This is a genomic window from Geodermatophilus sp. URMC 65 (assembly GCF_053502545.1).
Genome location: NZ_CP199954.1, coordinates 5,668,534 through 5,683,697 on the forward strand (window position 1 = coordinate 5,668,534; position 15,164 = coordinate 5,683,697).

16 protein-coding genes and 3 pseudogenes are annotated in these 15,164 nt (G+C 68.6%); 12 read left to right on the forward strand and 7 right to left on the reverse strand.

The features are described 5' to 3' along the window. Positions 1 to 24: 24 nt before the first annotated feature. The 3 genes and pseudogenes from ACWIX7_RS27250 to ACWIX7_RS27260 all read left to right on the forward strand — a co-directional run. Positions 25 to 660 (forward strand): annotated as a pseudogene (locus tag ACWIX7_RS27250) (DDE-type integrase/transposase/recombinase); the annotation flags it as partial. Between the two features lie 220 nt (positions 661 to 880). After that, a complete protein-coding gene (locus ACWIX7_RS27255; RefSeq protein ID WP_448619519.1) occupies positions 881 to 1,951 on the forward strand; it encodes an IS110 family transposase in 1,071 nt (356 codons plus the stop codon). A gap of 16 nt (positions 1,952 to 1,967) precedes the next feature. Continuing rightward, positions 1,968 to 2,159 (forward strand): annotated as a pseudogene (locus ACWIX7_RS27260) (integrase core domain-containing protein); the annotation flags it as partial. 22 nt (positions 2,160 to 2,181) lie between these two features. Here ACWIX7_RS27260 and ACWIX7_RS27265 read toward each other — a convergent pair. Continuing rightward, the gene (locus tag ACWIX7_RS27265) at positions 2,182 to 3,405 is read right to left on the reverse strand and encodes a geranylgeranyl reductase family protein (protein WP_448619520.1); all 1,224 of its coding nucleotides are present in this window, start codon (positions 3,403 to 3,405) and stop codon (positions 2,182 to 2,184) included. A 616-nt stretch (positions 3,406 to 4,021) separates the two neighbouring features. Continuing rightward, positions 4,022 to 4,258, reverse strand: a complete 237-nt coding sequence (locus tag ACWIX7_RS27270) for a ChaB family protein (RefSeq protein WP_448619521.1) — start codon at positions 4,256 to 4,258, stop codon at positions 4,022 to 4,024. A gap of 663 nt (positions 4,259 to 4,921) precedes the next feature. Here ACWIX7_RS27270 and ACWIX7_RS27275 point away from each other — a divergent pair. The 3 genes from ACWIX7_RS27275 to ACWIX7_RS27285 all read left to right on the forward strand — a co-directional run bounded on the left by ACWIX7_RS27275 (position 4,922) and on the right by ACWIX7_RS27285 (position 7,627). Continuing rightward, a complete protein-coding gene (locus ACWIX7_RS27275; protein ID WP_448622199.1) occupies positions 4,922 to 6,304 on the forward strand; it encodes a cytochrome P450 in 1,383 nt (460 codons plus the stop codon). A 376-nt stretch (positions 6,305 to 6,680) separates the two neighbouring features. Further along, positions 6,681 to 6,827, forward strand: coding sequence for an FAD-dependent oxidoreductase (locus ACWIX7_RS27280; protein WP_448619522.1), 147 nt, complete (start codon positions 6,681 to 6,683; stop codon positions 6,825 to 6,827). Positions 6,828 to 6,985: 158 nt separating this feature from the next. Then, a complete protein-coding gene (locus ACWIX7_RS27285; protein ID WP_448622200.1) occupies positions 6,986 to 7,627 on the forward strand; it encodes an FAD-dependent monooxygenase in 642 nt (213 codons plus the stop codon). Between the two features lie 343 nt (positions 7,628 to 7,970). Here the strand turns inward: ACWIX7_RS27285 and ACWIX7_RS27290 are convergent, their stop codons facing one another. Further along, positions 7,971 to 8,219, reverse strand: coding sequence for a hypothetical protein (locus ACWIX7_RS27290; protein ID WP_448622206.1), 249 nt, complete (start codon positions 8,217 to 8,219; stop codon positions 7,971 to 7,973). Further along, positions 8,216 to 8,470 carry a transposase gene (locus ACWIX7_RS27295; protein ID WP_448622201.1) on the reverse strand — a complete coding sequence of 85 codons (255 nt, stop codon included), beginning with the start codon at positions 8,468 to 8,470 and terminating at the stop codon, positions 8,216 to 8,218. Before ACWIX7_RS27295 ends, ACWIX7_RS27290 begins: the two co-directional genes overlap by 4 nt. Here ACWIX7_RS27295 and ACWIX7_RS27300 point away from each other — a divergent pair. Then, positions 8,452 to 8,757: a hypothetical protein gene (locus tag ACWIX7_RS27300; protein ID WP_448622207.1), complete on the forward strand. Its 306-nt coding sequence runs from the start codon at positions 8,452 to 8,454 to the stop codon at positions 8,755 to 8,757. The two genes, ACWIX7_RS27295 and ACWIX7_RS27300, sit on opposite strands and share 19 nt — an antisense overlap. Positions 8,758 to 8,796: 39 nt before the next feature. Here ACWIX7_RS27300 and ACWIX7_RS27305 read toward each other — a convergent pair. Further along, positions 8,797 to 8,925: pseudogene (locus ACWIX7_RS27305) on the reverse strand (IS110 family transposase); the annotation flags it as partial. 835 nt (positions 8,926 to 9,760) lie between these two features. Here ACWIX7_RS27305 and ACWIX7_RS27310 point away from each other — a divergent pair. The 4 genes from ACWIX7_RS27310 (at position 9,761) to ACWIX7_RS27325 (ending at position 12,592) form a co-directional block, all read left to right on the forward strand. Next, the gene (locus ACWIX7_RS27310; protein WP_448619523.1) at positions 9,761 to 9,970 is read left to right on the forward strand and encodes a hypothetical protein; all 210 of its coding nucleotides are present in this window, start codon (positions 9,761 to 9,763) and stop codon (positions 9,968 to 9,970) included. Between the two features lie 180 nt (positions 9,971 to 10,150). Then, positions 10,151 to 10,459, forward strand: a complete 309-nt coding sequence (locus ACWIX7_RS27315) for a helix-turn-helix domain-containing protein (RefSeq protein ID WP_448619524.1) — start codon at positions 10,151 to 10,153, stop codon at positions 10,457 to 10,459. Positions 10,460 to 10,537: 78 nt separating this feature from the next. Further along, complete coding sequence (locus ACWIX7_RS27320) at positions 10,538 to 11,710, forward strand: tyrosine-type recombinase/integrase (RefSeq protein WP_448619525.1); 1,173 nt, start codon at positions 10,538 to 10,540, stop codon at positions 11,708 to 11,710. Between the two features lie 609 nt (positions 11,711 to 12,319). Then, the gene (locus ACWIX7_RS27325) at positions 12,320 to 12,592 is read left to right on the forward strand and encodes a hypothetical protein (RefSeq protein ID WP_448619526.1); all 273 of its coding nucleotides are present in this window, start codon (positions 12,320 to 12,322) and stop codon (positions 12,590 to 12,592) included. A 67-nt stretch (positions 12,593 to 12,659) separates the two neighbouring features. Here the strand turns inward: ACWIX7_RS27325 and ACWIX7_RS27330 are convergent, their stop codons facing one another. Both ACWIX7_RS27330 and ACWIX7_RS27335 read right to left on the reverse strand, forming a co-directional pair. Further along, positions 12,660 to 12,980: a hypothetical protein gene (locus tag ACWIX7_RS27330; RefSeq protein WP_448619527.1), complete on the reverse strand. Its 321-nt coding sequence runs from the start codon at positions 12,978 to 12,980 to the stop codon at positions 12,660 to 12,662. Positions 12,981 to 13,034: 54 nt separating this feature from the next. Next, on the reverse strand, positions 13,035 to 13,811 hold the full coding sequence (locus ACWIX7_RS27335) for a hypothetical protein (protein ID WP_448619528.1): 777 nt from the start codon (positions 13,809 to 13,811) through the stop codon (positions 13,035 to 13,037). Between the two features lie 646 nt (positions 13,812 to 14,457). Here ACWIX7_RS27335 and ACWIX7_RS27340 point away from each other — a divergent pair. After that, complete coding sequence (locus ACWIX7_RS27340; protein ID WP_448619529.1) at positions 14,458 to 14,973, forward strand: hypothetical protein; 516 nt, start codon at positions 14,458 to 14,460, stop codon at positions 14,971 to 14,973. Positions 14,974 to 15,164 lie beyond the last annotated feature (191 nt).

Sequence of the window (15,164 nt, forward strand, 5' to 3'; positions counted from 1 at the left end):
GCGGTTCAGGCCGGCAAGGCCGGCATGGCCGACCGCTCCAGCCGGCCGCACCGCTGCCCGCGGCGCACGCCGGCCCCGGTCGTGCGCAAGATCGTGCATCTGCGGTGGAAGCAGCGGCTGGGACCGGTGGCCATCGCCGACCGGCTCGGCCTGGCCTCCTCCACGGTGCACGCGGTGCTGGTGCGCTGCCGGCTCAACCGGCTCTCCCACGTCGACCGGCGCACCGGCGAGCCCGCCCGCCGTTACGAGCACGACACCCCCGGCGCGCTGCTGCACGTCGACGTCAAGAAACTGGGCAACATTCCTGACGGCGGGGGCTGGCGCTATGACGGCCGCGCCCAGGGCGACAGGAACCGCGCCGCCACGCCGGGCAAGCCGCGCAACGCCCACTACAACCCAAAGGTGGGCACCGCGTTCCTGCACACCGTGCTCGATGACCACAGTCGGGTGGCCTACGCCGAGATCCACGACGACGAGACCGCCGCCACCGCCATCGGCGTGCTGCGCCGGGCGGTGGCCTGCTTCGCCGCGCGCGGCGTCACCGTGCAGCGGGTGCTGTCCGACAACGGCTCGGCCTACCGCTCCCGCGCCTGGCGGGCCACCTGCGTCGAGCTGGGCATCAAGCCCAAGCGCACCCGGCCGTACCGGCCGCAGACCAACTGGGAGGGTGGCGACGTGCTTCTCCGGGCGGCCTGACCCTAGACCAACCGGCCCAGCGGGTGCCTTGTTGCCGAACTGTCGACCGTCCGGAGAAGCACGCTTGTCGCCAGCGCCGGGCGAGGGCGGGGTGACCTGATAGGAGCCTGGCCAGAGGTCCCATCGCAGTTCTGTCCGCTGCCCTCACCCGGCGCTGCATCACCGCCGCCTGAAGGAGCAGCAGATGACAGAATCCACGGTTGCACCGCTCGACCCGATCGTCACCGTCGGCGTCGACACCCATAGCGACATTCACGTGGCCGTGGCGCTGGATCAGCTCGGCCGGCGCCTGGGCACCACCACGATCCCGACCAGTCCGGCCGGATACCGGCAGCTGGAGGCCTGGGCACGGAGGTTCGGCCGCATCGAGGCCTTCGGTATCGAGGGCACCGACAGCTGGGGCGCCGGCCTGGTGCGCCAGCTGCGGGAGCACGGCCACCGCCTGGTCGAGGTCAACCGTCCCGACCGCGGCGCCCGGCATCGGCAGGGCAAGAACGACCCGCTGGACGCCGAAGCCGCCGCTCGCGCGGTCCTCGCCGGCACCGTGACCACCCAGCCGAAGGCCGGCGAGGGTGTGGTGGAGATGATCCGCTCGCTGCAGGTGGACCGGCGCAGCGCGCAGAAGGCCCGCTCGCAGGCGGCCAACCAGTTGCGCGCCGTGCTGGTGACCGCGCCGGCGGAGCTGCGCGAGCAGCTGCGCACGAGCACCCTTGCCGAGCTCGTCTGCATCGCCAGCCGCTGGCGCACCGGCGCCACCCCAGACTCGCATCTGCTGGTGGTCAAGCACGCGCTGCGCAGCCTCGCCCGGCGGCATCAGCAGCTGACCGAGGAGATCCGCGACCTCGACGCGCAGCTGAGCCGCCTCGTGCAGCAGGCCGCGCCCCAGCTGCTGGCGGTCAAGGGACTGGGTCCGCTGACCTGTGCGGCGCTGCTGGTGGCCGTTGGTGACCAGCCCGAGCGGATGCGGAGCGAGTCGGCCTTCGCTCACCTCTGTGGCGTGGCCCCGTTGCCGGCCTCTTCCGGCAAGCCCAGCCGCCACCGGCTCAACCGCGGCGGCGACCGCCAGGCCAACTACGCCCTCTACATCCTCGCCGTCACCCGAATGGCCTGGGATCCGCGCACGCGTGCCTACGTGGCCAAACGACAGGCGGACGGCAAGACGACGAAGGAGATCATCCGCGGCCTCAAGCGACACATCGCCCGAGAGATCTACCAGCTGCTCACCACACCAGCCGCCCTACCGCGGACGACTTGACGGCCATAGGAGCTTCGGCAAGATCGAACGCTTCCACCGCACCATGGCCGACGGTTGGGCCTTCGCCCGCATGTTCCTCAGTGAGTCAGCCCGCCGAAAGGCCCTGCCGGCCTGGCTGCACGAGTACAACCATCACCGGCCCCACACCGCGATCGGCAACCGCCCGCCCATCACCCGATTGACCAACCTGTCCGAGCAGTACAGCTAGGCCAGAGCCCCCGATGCAACTACTACTTCCTGTCAAAGTAGGTACCAGACTTCAACGCGTGAGCTCCTGGGTGGCCCGCAACCCTCCCAAGCGCTGTGTTTTGAGCAAGCCATGATGCGAATCGGAGCGCGCCACCAACTGGCGCCGCCGGGCGTGTCAGCTTCTTGGCGTACACCTCATCTCCAATTACGCGTCCGAGCAGCTTTGAAGGAAATGACGAGTACTGTGATGTCCGGAGGAACAGACCCAAGCCGAGGTGCAATGCATCAGAGCCAGCAGAATAGCGAAGCATGCGAGCCTCAAGCCTTGACTTGACCTCGTAATCATACAGCTGCGCTAGGTCCTCGATGTCGCGGCTCAACGCGGCGATCGCGGCGGAGGCGGCAATCCGGCCGCTCAGGATCGCGGGCCAAATGCCTTCGCCGGTCAATGGGCTCACTAATCCGGCGGCGTCGCCAGCTAAAATGCAGCGCCCGCGCGACAGTCGCGATCCACGAACATATATTGGCAAGTGATGACCACGGATCTGAAATGGCGGCGGAACGCTGGCGCCATAATGACGGACGGTGGCCGCGAGATGCGCGCGAAGCGTTGCTGCGAGGTACCGCCAAGATCCCACTCCAATGTTGAAGTGGTCAGCCTTTGGGAAGAGCCATCCATATCCGCCGGGCACATCGCCAAGGATGACACCGGCAGTGTCACACCAGTCCGACCTGTTCACCCCATTGTCTCGAACACTTCCCTCCAGCGCTAGAGCACGCTCCATTCGAACTTCCACCGCAGCAGACCGCGCCGTTACACCATTAGCACCATCTGCGCCTACCACTATCTCACAATGAATGTTTCCACCCCTCGTGCGGACGCGGACTCCGCGCGAATCCATTTCAATACCCAGGACCTGGACTCCGTCACGAAACTCCACGCCGTTGGCAATTGCTGCGTCTATCAACAACTGGTCGAACCTGATGCGCTGCGTCATCAAAATAATTGGCTCTCCGAAACGAAAGTTGAGTCGATTGCCTGACGGCAGATCTAGAGACAGATTAGAGACAGTTCGTTCGACAATATCGCTGAGCGAGAATGGCAGCAAGTCTGCCGCGGCCATAGTGACACCGCCACCGCACGGCTTGTCGCGCGGAAACACTGAGCGGTCTAGCAAGAGAACTCGAGCTCCGCCCGCAGCAGCTTCACGCGCCGCGGTGCTTCCGGCCGGCCCCGCTCCAACTACCACGATTTCATACCGCATTCAATCAGAGTACCGCCGCGCTCAGCATCGTGATCCGCCGCGCCCGAAACAGGCCCACCGCCCATGGCCTGACTTGACTGGTAACTGCCGCGGCTGTGCGGCAGCCGCTGTGCGGCGCGAGACGGAGGCAAAGTGGGAGGAATGGGCGGCTGACCTTAGGATAGCCAGGGTGCCCCTCTACGACCGCGCGGTGAGCGGCGGCGTGCCGACGGGCAAAAGACGAGGAGGTCGCGCACATCATCGAGGACGAGGACAGGAAGCGCCGTGACGCCATCGGGGTCGTGCTCGGCGTGGCGCTCCTGGCAGGGCGGCAGCCCTCGTCGTCTCGGCGTGGCACAGCGACAGGGACGTCTCCCCGTTCCTGTGGGCGGCAGCGGCGGTGGTCGCGTTCCTGGGCACGGTCGGCCTGGTGCAGGACGCGACCCCGCGGGCACGGGATGACGCGGGTCGGCCCATCAAGTAGGGCCGACCTCGCGCCACCCGTCCCGAGGAGGTGGTGACTAGCTCTTCCGCGCCTGCGCGGTCGCCTTGTCGTTGGCCTTCTGGATGGCGTCGACCAGCTCGTCCTTGCTCATCTTCGACCGGCCGCTGATGTCGAGCCGCTAGGCGACGTCCATCAGGTGTTCCTTGGTGGCGTTGGCGTCGACGCCGCCCTTGGTCTCGCGGTTGGTGTCCCGTCCGCCCTCGGCCTGCGCGTCGCTGGACCCTTATGGTCCTTCGGCTCCCAGTGGTCGCCGACCTTCTCGTGGGTGTGCTTGACCGCGGCCCAGGCGACCTGGTTGGCCCGCCGCTCGTCGTCGTAGGAGTCCATCCTGGTTCCTCTGCTCGGCTGCGATCGAGCGCATTTGAACATAGACAGACGAAGACATGGCCGGTCATGTGGCCGCTGACCGCACGCTCCTGAGCCGATGTCGCCAGGTGAATCGGCGGCCTCCCGGCCGGGTTGCTGCTCGGATCCCCCGACGTTTCCCCCGCCACCAGCCCTCTCGCCGCGAGTCCCTCGTGGCGTCCGGTTCCTGGGTGGCACCGAGCGTGCTGCCGTGTCGCAAGCGTGTGCGGGTGTAGCGAGTCGCCCTCGGACACAGCCTCACCCCGGTGTTCCTACGGGTCAGGAGCCCGGGGTGTCTTGCTGTAGGGCCTCTGAAGCCCTCGTGATACCCGCGTGATACTCCGCGCCGAATCAGCCCTCGAGCAGCGCCGCGAAGCGGTCGGCCGCCTGGTGGCCTATGCCGGGGTGGACGTGCCGGGAGACGGTGCGCGTGCTGCTGGCGGTTGCACGCCCGAGGCGTGCAGGGACCGGCCCCGAGGCGTGCAGGGACCGGCCCCGGGGCGTTTCCTTCCGGTTGCGCACGTCCGCGGTCCGGCACGGCTCGGTGCCCCCGCGCGGCCGATTCACTCGTCACCGCGGTGACCGCCTGATCGGGGTGGGCGGCCCTGGAACCGGTGGGCTGCGTCCCCGAGGATGAGGCACGCCGGCGGTGGACCGGGCCCGGCCACGGAGGGACGGGTGAGGGCGATGGACGAACTGGTGCGCAGTGCGGTCCGCTGGGCCGCCACCCACGGAGCGATGCGGATGGCAATCCGGGCACGCGCCCGCGCGGGCAACCCGGACGCCCAGGTCATGACCGACCCGACCCTCCGCGCGGACCCGTACGCGCACTACGAACGACTGCGGACGGCGGCCCCCTTCGCCGACGGGGCCCTGGCACGGGTCAGCGTCCACCACGACGTGTGCACCGACGTCCTGCGCAGCGAGGACTTCGGGCGGATCGGAGCGTTCCGGACCGACCGGCTGCCGCCGGCGTGGCGGCTGGCCGGCGCCCGGCCGGGTGTGAGCCCCATCGACCCGCCGTCGATGGTCGCCGTCGACCCGCCCGAGCACACCCGCTACCGCCGGCTGGTCAGCCGGGCGTTCAGCGCCCGGGCCGTCGCCGGGCTGCGCGAGCGCACCCGTCAGATCGCCGACGAGCTCCTCGACGGTCTCGAGCGCGAGGCCACAGCACACGACGGGCAGGTGGACCTGGTCGCCCGCTACGCCAGCCTGCTGCCGGTCACGGTCATCTCCGAGATGCTCGGCGTCCCGGTGGCGATGCGCGAGCAGTTCCTCGCCTGGGGCGACCGCGCCGCGCCCGTCCTGGACCTCGGCCTGGACTGGGCCACCCACCGCGACGTCGAGCGCACCCTCGCCGAAGTCGACGCCTGGTGGCGCGAGCACCTGCAGCAGCTGCGCCGGGACCCGGGCGCGGACCTGCTCTCCAGCCTGGTCACCGCGGTCGACGACGACGGTGGCGGCCTCACCGAGACCGAGCTGCGGGCCACGGCCGCACTGGTCGTCGGCGCCGGGTTCGAGACCACCGTCAACCTCGTCGGCAACGGCGCCGCCCTCCTGTTCGCCCATCCCGACCAGCGCCGGCTGCTCGCCGAGGACCCGTCACTGTGGCCGAACGCGATCGACGAGGTGCTCCGCGTCGACCCTCCCGTGCAGCGAACCGGACGCCGGGCCAGGCGGCCCACCACCGTCCACGGCGTCCCCGTCGCCGCGGGTAAGTGGTTGATCCTCCTGCTCGCCGCGGCCAACCGGGACCCGCGGGTCTTCCCCGATCCGCACGTCTTCGATGTCGCGCGCCCCAATGCGCGCGACCACGTCTCCTTCGCGAGCGGCATCCACTTCTGCCTCGGCGCCGCGCTGGCGCGGATGGAGGGCGAGGTCGCGCTCCAGGCGCTGTTCGAGCGTTTCCCCGACCTCGCCCCCGCGGGCTCCGGGCGCCGCCGCGGCACGGTGATCCTGCGTGGCTACGAGTCCCTGCCGGTCGTCCTCGGGTCCACGACCCCGAGAGCCCGGTCCGCGTCCAGCGCGAGCCCGCCCGACCAGGAACCGGCCGGGACGAGCTCCGCCTGACCTCGCGGCGGTGCGGCCACGGTCTCGTCCTCCTGGCGGAGCCGGGCAGGCCCGCGAGGCCCTATCGACACCGGGTGGCACTCCCGCTTCCCCTGTCCCCGGACCGTCGGTCCGGGGACAGGGAGGGGCCCGCCCGCAGCAGCCGCTGGACGCCGAACGGCATCGGCCCAGACCTGACGACCTCGACGGATTCATGGCCGCCAGGGCTACAACGCGCTGGTGACGTTGCGGTGACGCGTTGCCCCATAGCCTCCGTGATTCCGGCCGGCGCGCTGCGCACCGTCCACAGGCCCGTTGCAGCACGGTCAGTAGACGAATGCCATCCCCCCGCGCGGCACTACGGGACCTTGACGGGACCGAGGAAGGACAGGTCGTCATGCCAGGGACATCCGACATTCTCATTGTCGGCGGCACCCTCAGCGGCTGCACGGCGGCGGTCCTCCTCGCCCAGCAGGGTCTCCGAGTCACGGTGCTCGAGCAGCACCGCGACCCAGGCCACTACGAGCGCGCGTGCACCCACTAGATCCAGCCCAGCGCCACGGCGCTCTCGAAAGGCTCGGACTCGTGCCACAGCTGGAGGCAGCCGGGGCGGTTCCGAACAGCATCGACCTCTGAACTCGGTACGGGTGGATTCGACCGCCCGACGAAGGGCTGCACGGGTACAACATCCGGCGCAGCGTCCTGGACCCCATGCTGCGGCAGGCCGCCGCGGCGCCGCCGGGGGTCAAGCTGCGGCTCGGGGTCAAGGCGACGCAGGTCATCCGGGAGAAGGGTCGCGTGCAGGGGGTGCGGAGCATTGATCACACCGGCGAGGAGCAGGAGTTCCATTCCTCACTCGTGGTGGGCGCAGATGGGCGGCACTCCCCCGTGGCCTCGTGGGCTGCGGTACCCGTGAAGGAGAAGAAGCACGGGCGATTCGTGGACCTCGCCTGGTTCAAGGACGTCCACCTCGCCCGAGGGTCACGATCCCTAATGTGGCTCACGGACCCCGACGTCGCATACGTATTCCCCAACGACGGCGGGATCATCGTCCTCGCCGTCATGCCCACAGCAGACAAGCTGGCCGACTTCCGCCAGGACATCGACGGTAACTTCCACCGCTTCTTCGCGGACCTCCCGGATGCACCCAACCTCGGCCAGGCCCGGCAAGTATCCGACTACGTCGGTGTTCCTCACTACCCGGACGTGAGCAGGACGGTGGGAACACCGGGCCTGGCCCTGATCGGCGATGCCGCCCTGACGACCGACTACCTGTGGGGGTGGACTGCGGATGGGCGCTCGAGTCCTCCGCGTGGCTCGCCGACGAGATCGGTCCGGTTCTGACTCGGCCGGCTCTCACTACCGCCGAGGTCGACCGCGCTCTCCAGCTATACGCCCGCCGGCATCGCCATGCCTCGGCCGCACACCACTTCTTCATCGCCGACTTCGCGAACGGACGGATGCTAAATGCCCTTGAGCGCCTACTGTTCGCTGCGGCCGCGCACGACGAACAGTTGGCGCCAGCAGGATCTCCGCGGCACCCGACTATGCGGCGCAACCCACGCCCGACCTAGCGGCCTAGAGACTCCGAAGATCAAGAGGGACACAGACCCGTGAATAGGTGAGCTGCAGGCGCGCGTCAGCGCGGGGCGGGCGAAGCCCGTCCTCCAGTTCTTCTGCAGTTGGGTCAGCCGACCGGGTCGAGGACCACGGTGTGGCCGAGGCGTTCGAGCTGGGCCACCAGCCGGCGGGCATGGGCCTCGTCGTTGCGCTTGGCCAGCCAGTCCGGCCCCAGGTCGGAGTAGGGCTCGTCGCGGGTGAGCATGAAGTACGCCGAGACGAGCATGGAATGGGCGACCGCAACCGCCGCCCGGCTCATGCCACGGCGGGTGGTCAACCGGGCGAACTGGGCCGACAGGTAGTTGGCGCCCTTCATCCGCCCACCGAGCCGGCGGCCTCGACCAGCATCGAGGTGAGCCACTTGTTGCCGTGCGGCGCGCCGGTCGGAGTGCGTTTGCCGGCCGATTCGTGCACTCCCGGCGCGAGACCTGCCCAGGAGGCCAGGTGCTCGGCGGAGGGAGGCGGGACATGTCCCCGCCGGTCTCGGCCAGGATCACCTGGGCCACCTTGGGCCCGACTCCGGGGATGGTCTGCAGCAGCTCCAGCTGGTGCGCCCAGGGCCGGCAGGCCTCGGCGATCACCGCGTCCAGCTCGGCCAGCGCGTCCTCGACCAGCTCCAGGCGGTGCAGCATGGTCTGCGCCAGCTGGGCATGCTGCTCATTGAAGTGCCCGGTCAGCGCCTCGACCAGCTGCGGGATTTTGATCCGCATCTTGCCGCGGGCCAGCTGGGCCAGCACGGCCGGATCGCGCTCACCGGCGATCAGTGCGGCCAGCATCGCCCACGCGGAGACGCTGGTCAGACTGGCGGCGACCGAAGGCAGCTTGATCGAGGCGTCCTCGAGCATGCCCTCTAGCCGGGCCACCTCCCGGGTGCGGTCCCCCATCAGCTGCACCCGGTAGCGGGTCAGCATGCGCAACCGGCGAATGTCCGGCGGCGGCACGAACGACGGCCGGACCAGCCCGCACTCCAGCAGTTGGGCGATCCACTCCGCGTCGCGGACGTCGGTCTTCCGCCCCGGCACGGCCTTGATGTGCGCGGCGTTGAGCAGTCAGACCTCCAGTACCTCCTCCAGGCAGTAGAACGGCGCCTTCCAGTAGGTCGACGTCGACTCCATCGCCGCGATCGTCACTCCACGCTCGGCCAACCAGTCCCGCATGCCGCCAGCGCGCGGGTGGTCGTCGGATACGTCCGCGTCTCACTGCGCCGGCCCCGCGGACCTGGTGTGCGCACGCAGACCGTCAGGCCCGCCTTGCCGATGTCCAACCCGGCGACCCGCTCGAACAACACCTCCATGGAGATCCCTCCCTGCGGTCGACGACCGATGGGCGTCGTCTGGAGGGCCCTCTGCCAGGAACCAGACCCACGCGCTCGCGGCAGCAATCAAGAGGCACCCGAGGACCCCGCGTCATACACATCTACGGGCTCGCCCGCACCACTGTGTCTTGGCGTCGCCGGACGACCGAAGCATTCTCATCCGCAAGGACAGCGATCAAGATCGCAACCGATCACACGTCTTGTATCTGCGGTTCCAAAATCGTGGTGACGAGTTACCGGAGGCCCGTCTGCAGAGTCGCCGACATGGGAAACAGCGGATGTCCCGTCTACCGGGCTCGGCGCCGGGAGCGGGAGCAGCAACGGCGCCAGCAAGCTCAGCGCATGCGGGCAAAGGAGGCCCGCTCGCCGAAGCCCGGCTCCGGCGTCGAAGGGCGAGACCGCCGGACCGCGGCCGCGGCCTCCGGGTGGTGCGGTGGGCCGATCACTCCGGGGAGCCGGGGCCGATCCCGAAATGGTGCTTGGGTGCCTGCCGGCACCGCGCCTGGGAGCAGGCCAGGGCCGCGGCCTCGGGCTTGTCCGCCGTGCAGTTCGTCGAGCGGCGCGTCGAGGTCCAGGTTCCTCTCGTGCCCACTCGCCGCGACTGGCCCAGGCTGCTCGGTGAGCTCGCCGGTCAGCTGAATGACGGGCGGGTCTACGACCGCGACCTGCCCGGCGTGGCGCGGGCGCTACAGCCGGTACTGGAGGCCTACCGGAGACGCGCCCACCTCACGGGCGCCCCCGATGTGCGCTGAACATGAGGTTCCAGGACTTCTTCAGTCGGCAGGAAGGCCGCCGCTCGAGTCTCCAGTCCCCGCGGTTACGGCCGCAGTCGTCGGCTGGAGAGGGACCGGAGATTGGCGGCAGGCCGCTCCCCCACCGTCGCATAGCAGCCAGCAGCCAGGCCACGTGCAGTCGATCCGGGGAGATGTCGCATGGGTAATCCGCAACGACTCCGAGACGTCCTAGCGGCCGACGCGCTCCTACTCACGCCCGAAGAAGCTTCAACGGTCCTCCGCATCGGCCGCACCACCGTGTACGCGCTCATGAAGGCCGGCGAGCTGCGGCCGGTGCACATTGGCCGCAGCTGCCGTCTCCCGCGCGCAGAGCTCGAGCGCTACGTCAAACGCCTCCAGGCTCCCCCACCACCATCGCCAGCTCCGCGCCAGCGCCGAGGCAGCCAAACGACCCCGCACCAGAGCGCGCTGTTCGACGTTGTCCACACCCCGACGCAGGCCGAGTGACCTGTGGACTCCCCACGGTTGGCAGCCCTCCTTCCCACGACACTCGTCCGTCGGTAAATGCCGAGGGAGGAGCCGGCGATGAGCCCTCGGACGCCACGAGCACGGTCAACGGGCAGGAGGCGAGGTAACAGCGAGGGGTCGGCCCCACGCCGCCGCGCCGACGGCCGGTGGCAGATCAACCTCCGCGTCACCGACGAGACTGGCAGAGCCAGCCGGCACACCGTCTACGGCGACACCGCCCAGGAGGCGCGCGACAAGGCCGCCGCGATTCGCAGGAGGGTCGAGGGGGGTCAGCTGGCCCGGGACCGGCGGGAGACGGTCGCGGCCTTCACCCTGCACTGGATCGACACGTCGCTGCAGGCGTCCGAGCGCAAGCGGAACACCAAGGTCATGTATGCGGGCGTGGCCCGGACCCACATCCTCGGCAGCTCCCTCGCCGGCATGACCCTCGACCGGGTCCGGCCGTCCCACGTCGAGGGCTGGGTTGTCGAGCTCCGCCGCAAGGGCCTCGCCGAGTCGACCATCCGCTCGGCCTACACGATCCTGCGCGCCGTGCTCGACACCGCCGTCCGTGACGGTGCGCTGGCGGCCAACCCGGCAGCGGCCATCCGGCGACCCCGGGTCACGGCCAAGGAGGCACCCCACCTGATACCCGCCCAGGTCGCCGAGCTGCTCCGCGCGGCCGAGGGCAGCCGCTACGCGCCGCTGTTCGCGCTCCTCGTGCACACCGGCCTCCGCCGCGGCGAGGCGCTCGCGCTGCAGTGGTCGGACGTCGACCTGGGCAAGGGCATCCTACGGGTGCGCGGCACCCTGTCGCGGATCGACGGCGAGCTCACCGTCACCGAGCCCAAGACCGCCAGGTCCAGGCGCTTCGTACCGATCTCCGCGCCCGCCGAACGGTTGCTGCGACGCCTCCACGCTGCCCAGGCGGCCGAACGACGGCTGGCCGGCTCGGCATGGCGGGAGACCGGATTCGTCTTCACCACCGAGTTCGGCGAGCCCTGCGATCCCCGCAACGCCTTCCGGGCCCTGCGCGCCGCCGCGACGAAGGCCGGCCTCCCCCACGCCGGGCTGCACACGCTCCGCCACTCGGCGGCCAGCGTGATGCTCACGCGGGGTGTCCCGCTCAAGGTGGTCTCCGACATCCTCGGTCACTCGTCGATCGCGATCACCGGGGACATCTACGGCCACGTCTCACCCGACGTCGCCCGCCAGGCCATGGACACGCTCGGCGACGCCTTTGACCGGTAGCCAGCGCAGGCGGCGACCGTGGCTCCTTGTGACCGCCGAACCCGTCGCGGAGGCGGCCTCGAGCCGTCGCCGACGGCCGTCGCAGCAACTCGGGCGCCAGGTGAGGGTGGCCTAATGGTGGTCACAATGGTGGTCAAACCGCCCGGGAACGCCGTCAGGGGCCGTTCCGAATGTCTCCAGAACGGCCTCTGACCTGCGGTTTCCCGCTGTCGGGCTGACAGGATTTGAACCTGCGACCCCTTGACCCCCAGACAACTTCTTCCCGTCCATGGACGTTCGCCTGCGTGCCATCTACCCAGGTGGCAAGGGGTGCGGCGTCCGGTGACATACGCGACCGTCCGTAAGAGTCCAAGTCGCGTTGCGGTTCCGGTTGCGGTCCGCGGCTTCGGCTAGCGAGCCTCCGCGACCCAGCGCACGGTGCGGGCGCCCCCACCGAGCGCAGGAGCACCCCGAGTGGCCGTAAGAGGAGGAAGCTCAAAGCTGAACGGCCTAGTGATGCGGCTAGCAAATGAGCTCTCACAGGTGCTCCGCCGCACGACTCCCTGTGCACGCCCTGTCAGGCAGCGCCAACCACAGCGTCGTCTGACGCCTGCGGAAGTAGCAAGCTTGGTGCAGGAGTACGAGGCCGGCGCAGACATGAAGGCCCTCGCCGCCAAGTGGGGGATGCACCGTGCAACCGTGGCGGCGCAGCTCCGTCGGGCGGGCGTCAAGCTCCGGCGTCAAGGAGTCCCAACGGAGCGCACCCATGAGGCCATCCAGCTGTATGCCCACGGTTGGACCTTGCAGCGGTTGGCCCAGCGCTACGCGTGCGACGATGAGACGGTGCGCCAGACGCTCAAGCAGGCTGGCGTGCAGCTGAGGAAGCCTTGGGAGCGGCCGTAGGCAGCGCCACCCGGAGCAAGTACTGCGCGAGCCAGCTGATGCGCCTATGTGGTCAGCCAGTGTCCCATCAACGTCGTCCGGCCAGCGGATCGTCGAGCTCCTCAGACCGGACTATTGCACGAGCGGGACGTCCATTGCGGATGGTCACCGCCGTCCACGGCGATGCGGGCCGACCTCTCGAGTTCCAGACGGCAACTGTGAAGGGCCACAACAAGGCCTTCGCGAGCATCAACAGGAAGAAGCCGAGATTGGGCAAGAGGAACTCGCGCCAGTCAATGCCCTCCTCGCGCTTGACCCGACCAAGTCCGGACCGAAAGTAGAGCACTGGCAGGCCGATGAGGGGCCCAGCCCAGAACAGCACCACAACGATCCACAATAGGAGTTCCATCTGCTGCTTCCTTTACGGCGAGGAGTACTGAAACCGTGGTCGGGTCGAGGTGACTCAGGTTGGTGGCGTGCTTGCCTGCGGCAGCCAGCCAATGCGCGGCCAGGGAAGCGGAAAGAACGGCCGCAGTTCCCGGTCGGCCCAGTAGGTCTCGACCTGCAACGCAAGCCCTACGCCGACGTACAACAAATACTGCGACTGCGCCACCTGTAGTCTTCCATCAATCTGACGCGGATCCTCGTCCCTCCAAGCCGGCTTGAGGACTGCCGCATAGGAGTCGGACGATTCACGCCAGATGTGCACCTCCTGCGAATTCGGCCGCGCTTCCAGAACGGCAATGCGCCGTACCTCGCCAGGGTGGAGCGGGGTTAGGGGCGCCGCACCCGGCGTGGGCGTGGGCCGCCCCTCTAGCCAGACCTGCCCGCCAGCGAGGTGCTCTCGCCAGAAGCTTCCTTCATACCCGGTGAGCCGGGAAAGGGGCACGCCGGACTCACGCAGGAACGTCAGCGAGGCGGTTAGCAGCGCTCGATGGCTGGGATCGTTGGGGTTGGCGCCGCTGAAGAATTCCCAGTCGAGATGGGAGGCCCCGTACACGGACCAACCGCCGACCGGCAAGGCCGCGTCCGCTAACTGCTGCAGGAAGGCCGTCGGCTCCGCCTGAGCAAGCGGATAGAGCGGGGCTACGAAGTCGGCCCATACGGACGTCCCATCGACCCCACTGGCCGCCTGGTCGTACTCGTAGCGGCCGAAGTCCTCCGCCAGCTGAGCGATGTTGGCCGGCAACAACGAACCGCCGCCACTTGGCGATCGCGCACCTCGCCCGAAGATTCGCATTACCTAGACCGCATGCTGGCAGGACAGTCGGGCCTGCTTGCACAAACGTCCCCCTGCATGAGCCCCCCGCGCCCCCGTCGACGAGTTTCTCGTCGCGGTCAGTCACCGTTCGTGGGTGACGACCGTAGCGGCCGACCGGGCGGCTGGCTAGCCCATGGCGCGGCTCCGCCGCCCGAAGCGACGCCTTGGCCGAAGCCGGCAGCGCTGCTACGGTTCCGGCTCCAACTTGGAGCGAGGGGGAGCTGAAACGTGTCCTACGGTGGAGACAAGTACCAGTATTGCAGCAAAGAGCGCAAAAGGACTAAATGGGTGCGCTGCCCTAGTTGCGGGGGCAAGGGGGGCGGCTGGACAACACAGTGTGGCAACAACTGCGAAAGCGGCTACAAGTGCGAGAATGGCTCCCGGGACAAGTGGCACAGTTAGACAGTTAAGCGGTTCATCAACGAGCAGAGCTGAAACAACTGTGCCACTCTTTGGAAGACGCGCCGCCGTGCTCCCGCCGACTGTGTATGGATACGCTCCTCCGCTTGAGGCCACAGCGCACGGTTGGGCTTGCACCGGAGACGACTGCGGTAGAAGCGGACACGAGACCGTACGGCGGTGGCCGAAGCCCTGCCCAGCATGTGGTGCGGCGACCACCCCGCTGTTGGACGAACCTTGGGCGCACGATGCTGAACCGCTGCGCCTGCAGTGGGAGATGGCACGCGCTCGCCCCGGCGCGCGGGAGTTTCACCAGTCTCAACTGCTAATTTGGCACTACAAGGACGCTCTTCGACGGGGCGACTCACAAGCGGCCGCACGGGCCCAACAGGCCGTACGCGCCTTCGTCGAGCAGCAGTCGGCGGCCAGCCGATACTTCATCCCAGGGAATGTGCACCTTCTGGTCGTTTGGCAAGCGCTTGACCACGACCGCTTGGACGATGCGGCGGGCGAGTTGACCTACTGGCTAACCCATATCCGCACAGACGATGTCGAGGACGACAACGCCCAGCGGACCAACGCTCGGCAACTCTTGAGTTGTCAACTGCGATTCCTCAAGCACCCCGCAAGTGGTCAGCATCCCAGCACGCCGGCCATAAAGTCCGCGGCGCGCAGGCTGGCTGACAAGATAGAGCAGGTCCTGACGGCCGATCACTACGCAAACTTGCACCTGCTGCAATAGTCGCAGGCGGCGTTGGGGAGAAGGGACAGCCGTGCCCTACACAGGCGACAAGTACCAACACTGCAAGAGGTGCGGCAAGAGGACCAAGTGGGTCAGGTGCCCGCAGCCGCCGGGCTCCAAGGGAAAGGGCAACACGCGCACAACGACTTGTGGAAACAATTGCGACAGCGGCTACAAATGTGACAACGGAG

Coding starts and splice junctions, on each gene's coding strand:
- ACWIX7_RS27255 (WP_448619519.1), top strand. CDS start 881: ATGACAGAATCCACGGTTGCACCGCTCGACCCGATCGTCACCGTCGGC.
- ACWIX7_RS27265 (WP_448619520.1), bottom strand. CDS start 3,405: ATGCGGTATGAAATCGTGGTAGTTGGAGCGGGGCCGGCCGGAAGCACC.
- ACWIX7_RS27270 (WP_448619521.1), bottom strand. CDS start 4,258: ATGTTCAAATGCGCTCGATCGCAGCCGAGCAGAGGAACCAGGATGGAC.
- ACWIX7_RS27275 (WP_448622199.1), top strand. CDS start 4,922: ATGGACGAACTGGTGCGCAGTGCGGTCCGCTGGGCCGCCACCCACGGA.
- ACWIX7_RS27280 (WP_448619522.1), top strand. CDS start 6,681: ATGCCAGGGACATCCGACATTCTCATTGTCGGCGGCACCCTCAGCGGC.
- ACWIX7_RS27290 (WP_448622206.1), bottom strand. CDS start 8,219: ATGAAGGGCGCCAACTACCTGTCGGCCCAGTTCGCCCGGTTGACCACC.
- ACWIX7_RS27315 (WP_448619524.1), top strand. CDS start 10,151: ATGGGTAATCCGCAACGACTCCGAGACGTCCTAGCGGCCGACGCGCTC.
- ACWIX7_RS27320 (WP_448619525.1), top strand. CDS start 10,538: ATGAGCCCTCGGACGCCACGAGCACGGTCAACGGGCAGGAGGCGAGGT.
- ACWIX7_RS27330 (WP_448619527.1), bottom strand. CDS start 12,980: ATGGAACTCCTATTGTGGATCGTTGTGGTGCTGTTCTGGGCTGGGCCC.
- ACWIX7_RS27335 (WP_448619528.1), bottom strand. CDS start 13,811: ATGCGAATCTTCGGGCGAGGTGCGCGATCGCCAAGTGGCGGCGGTTCG.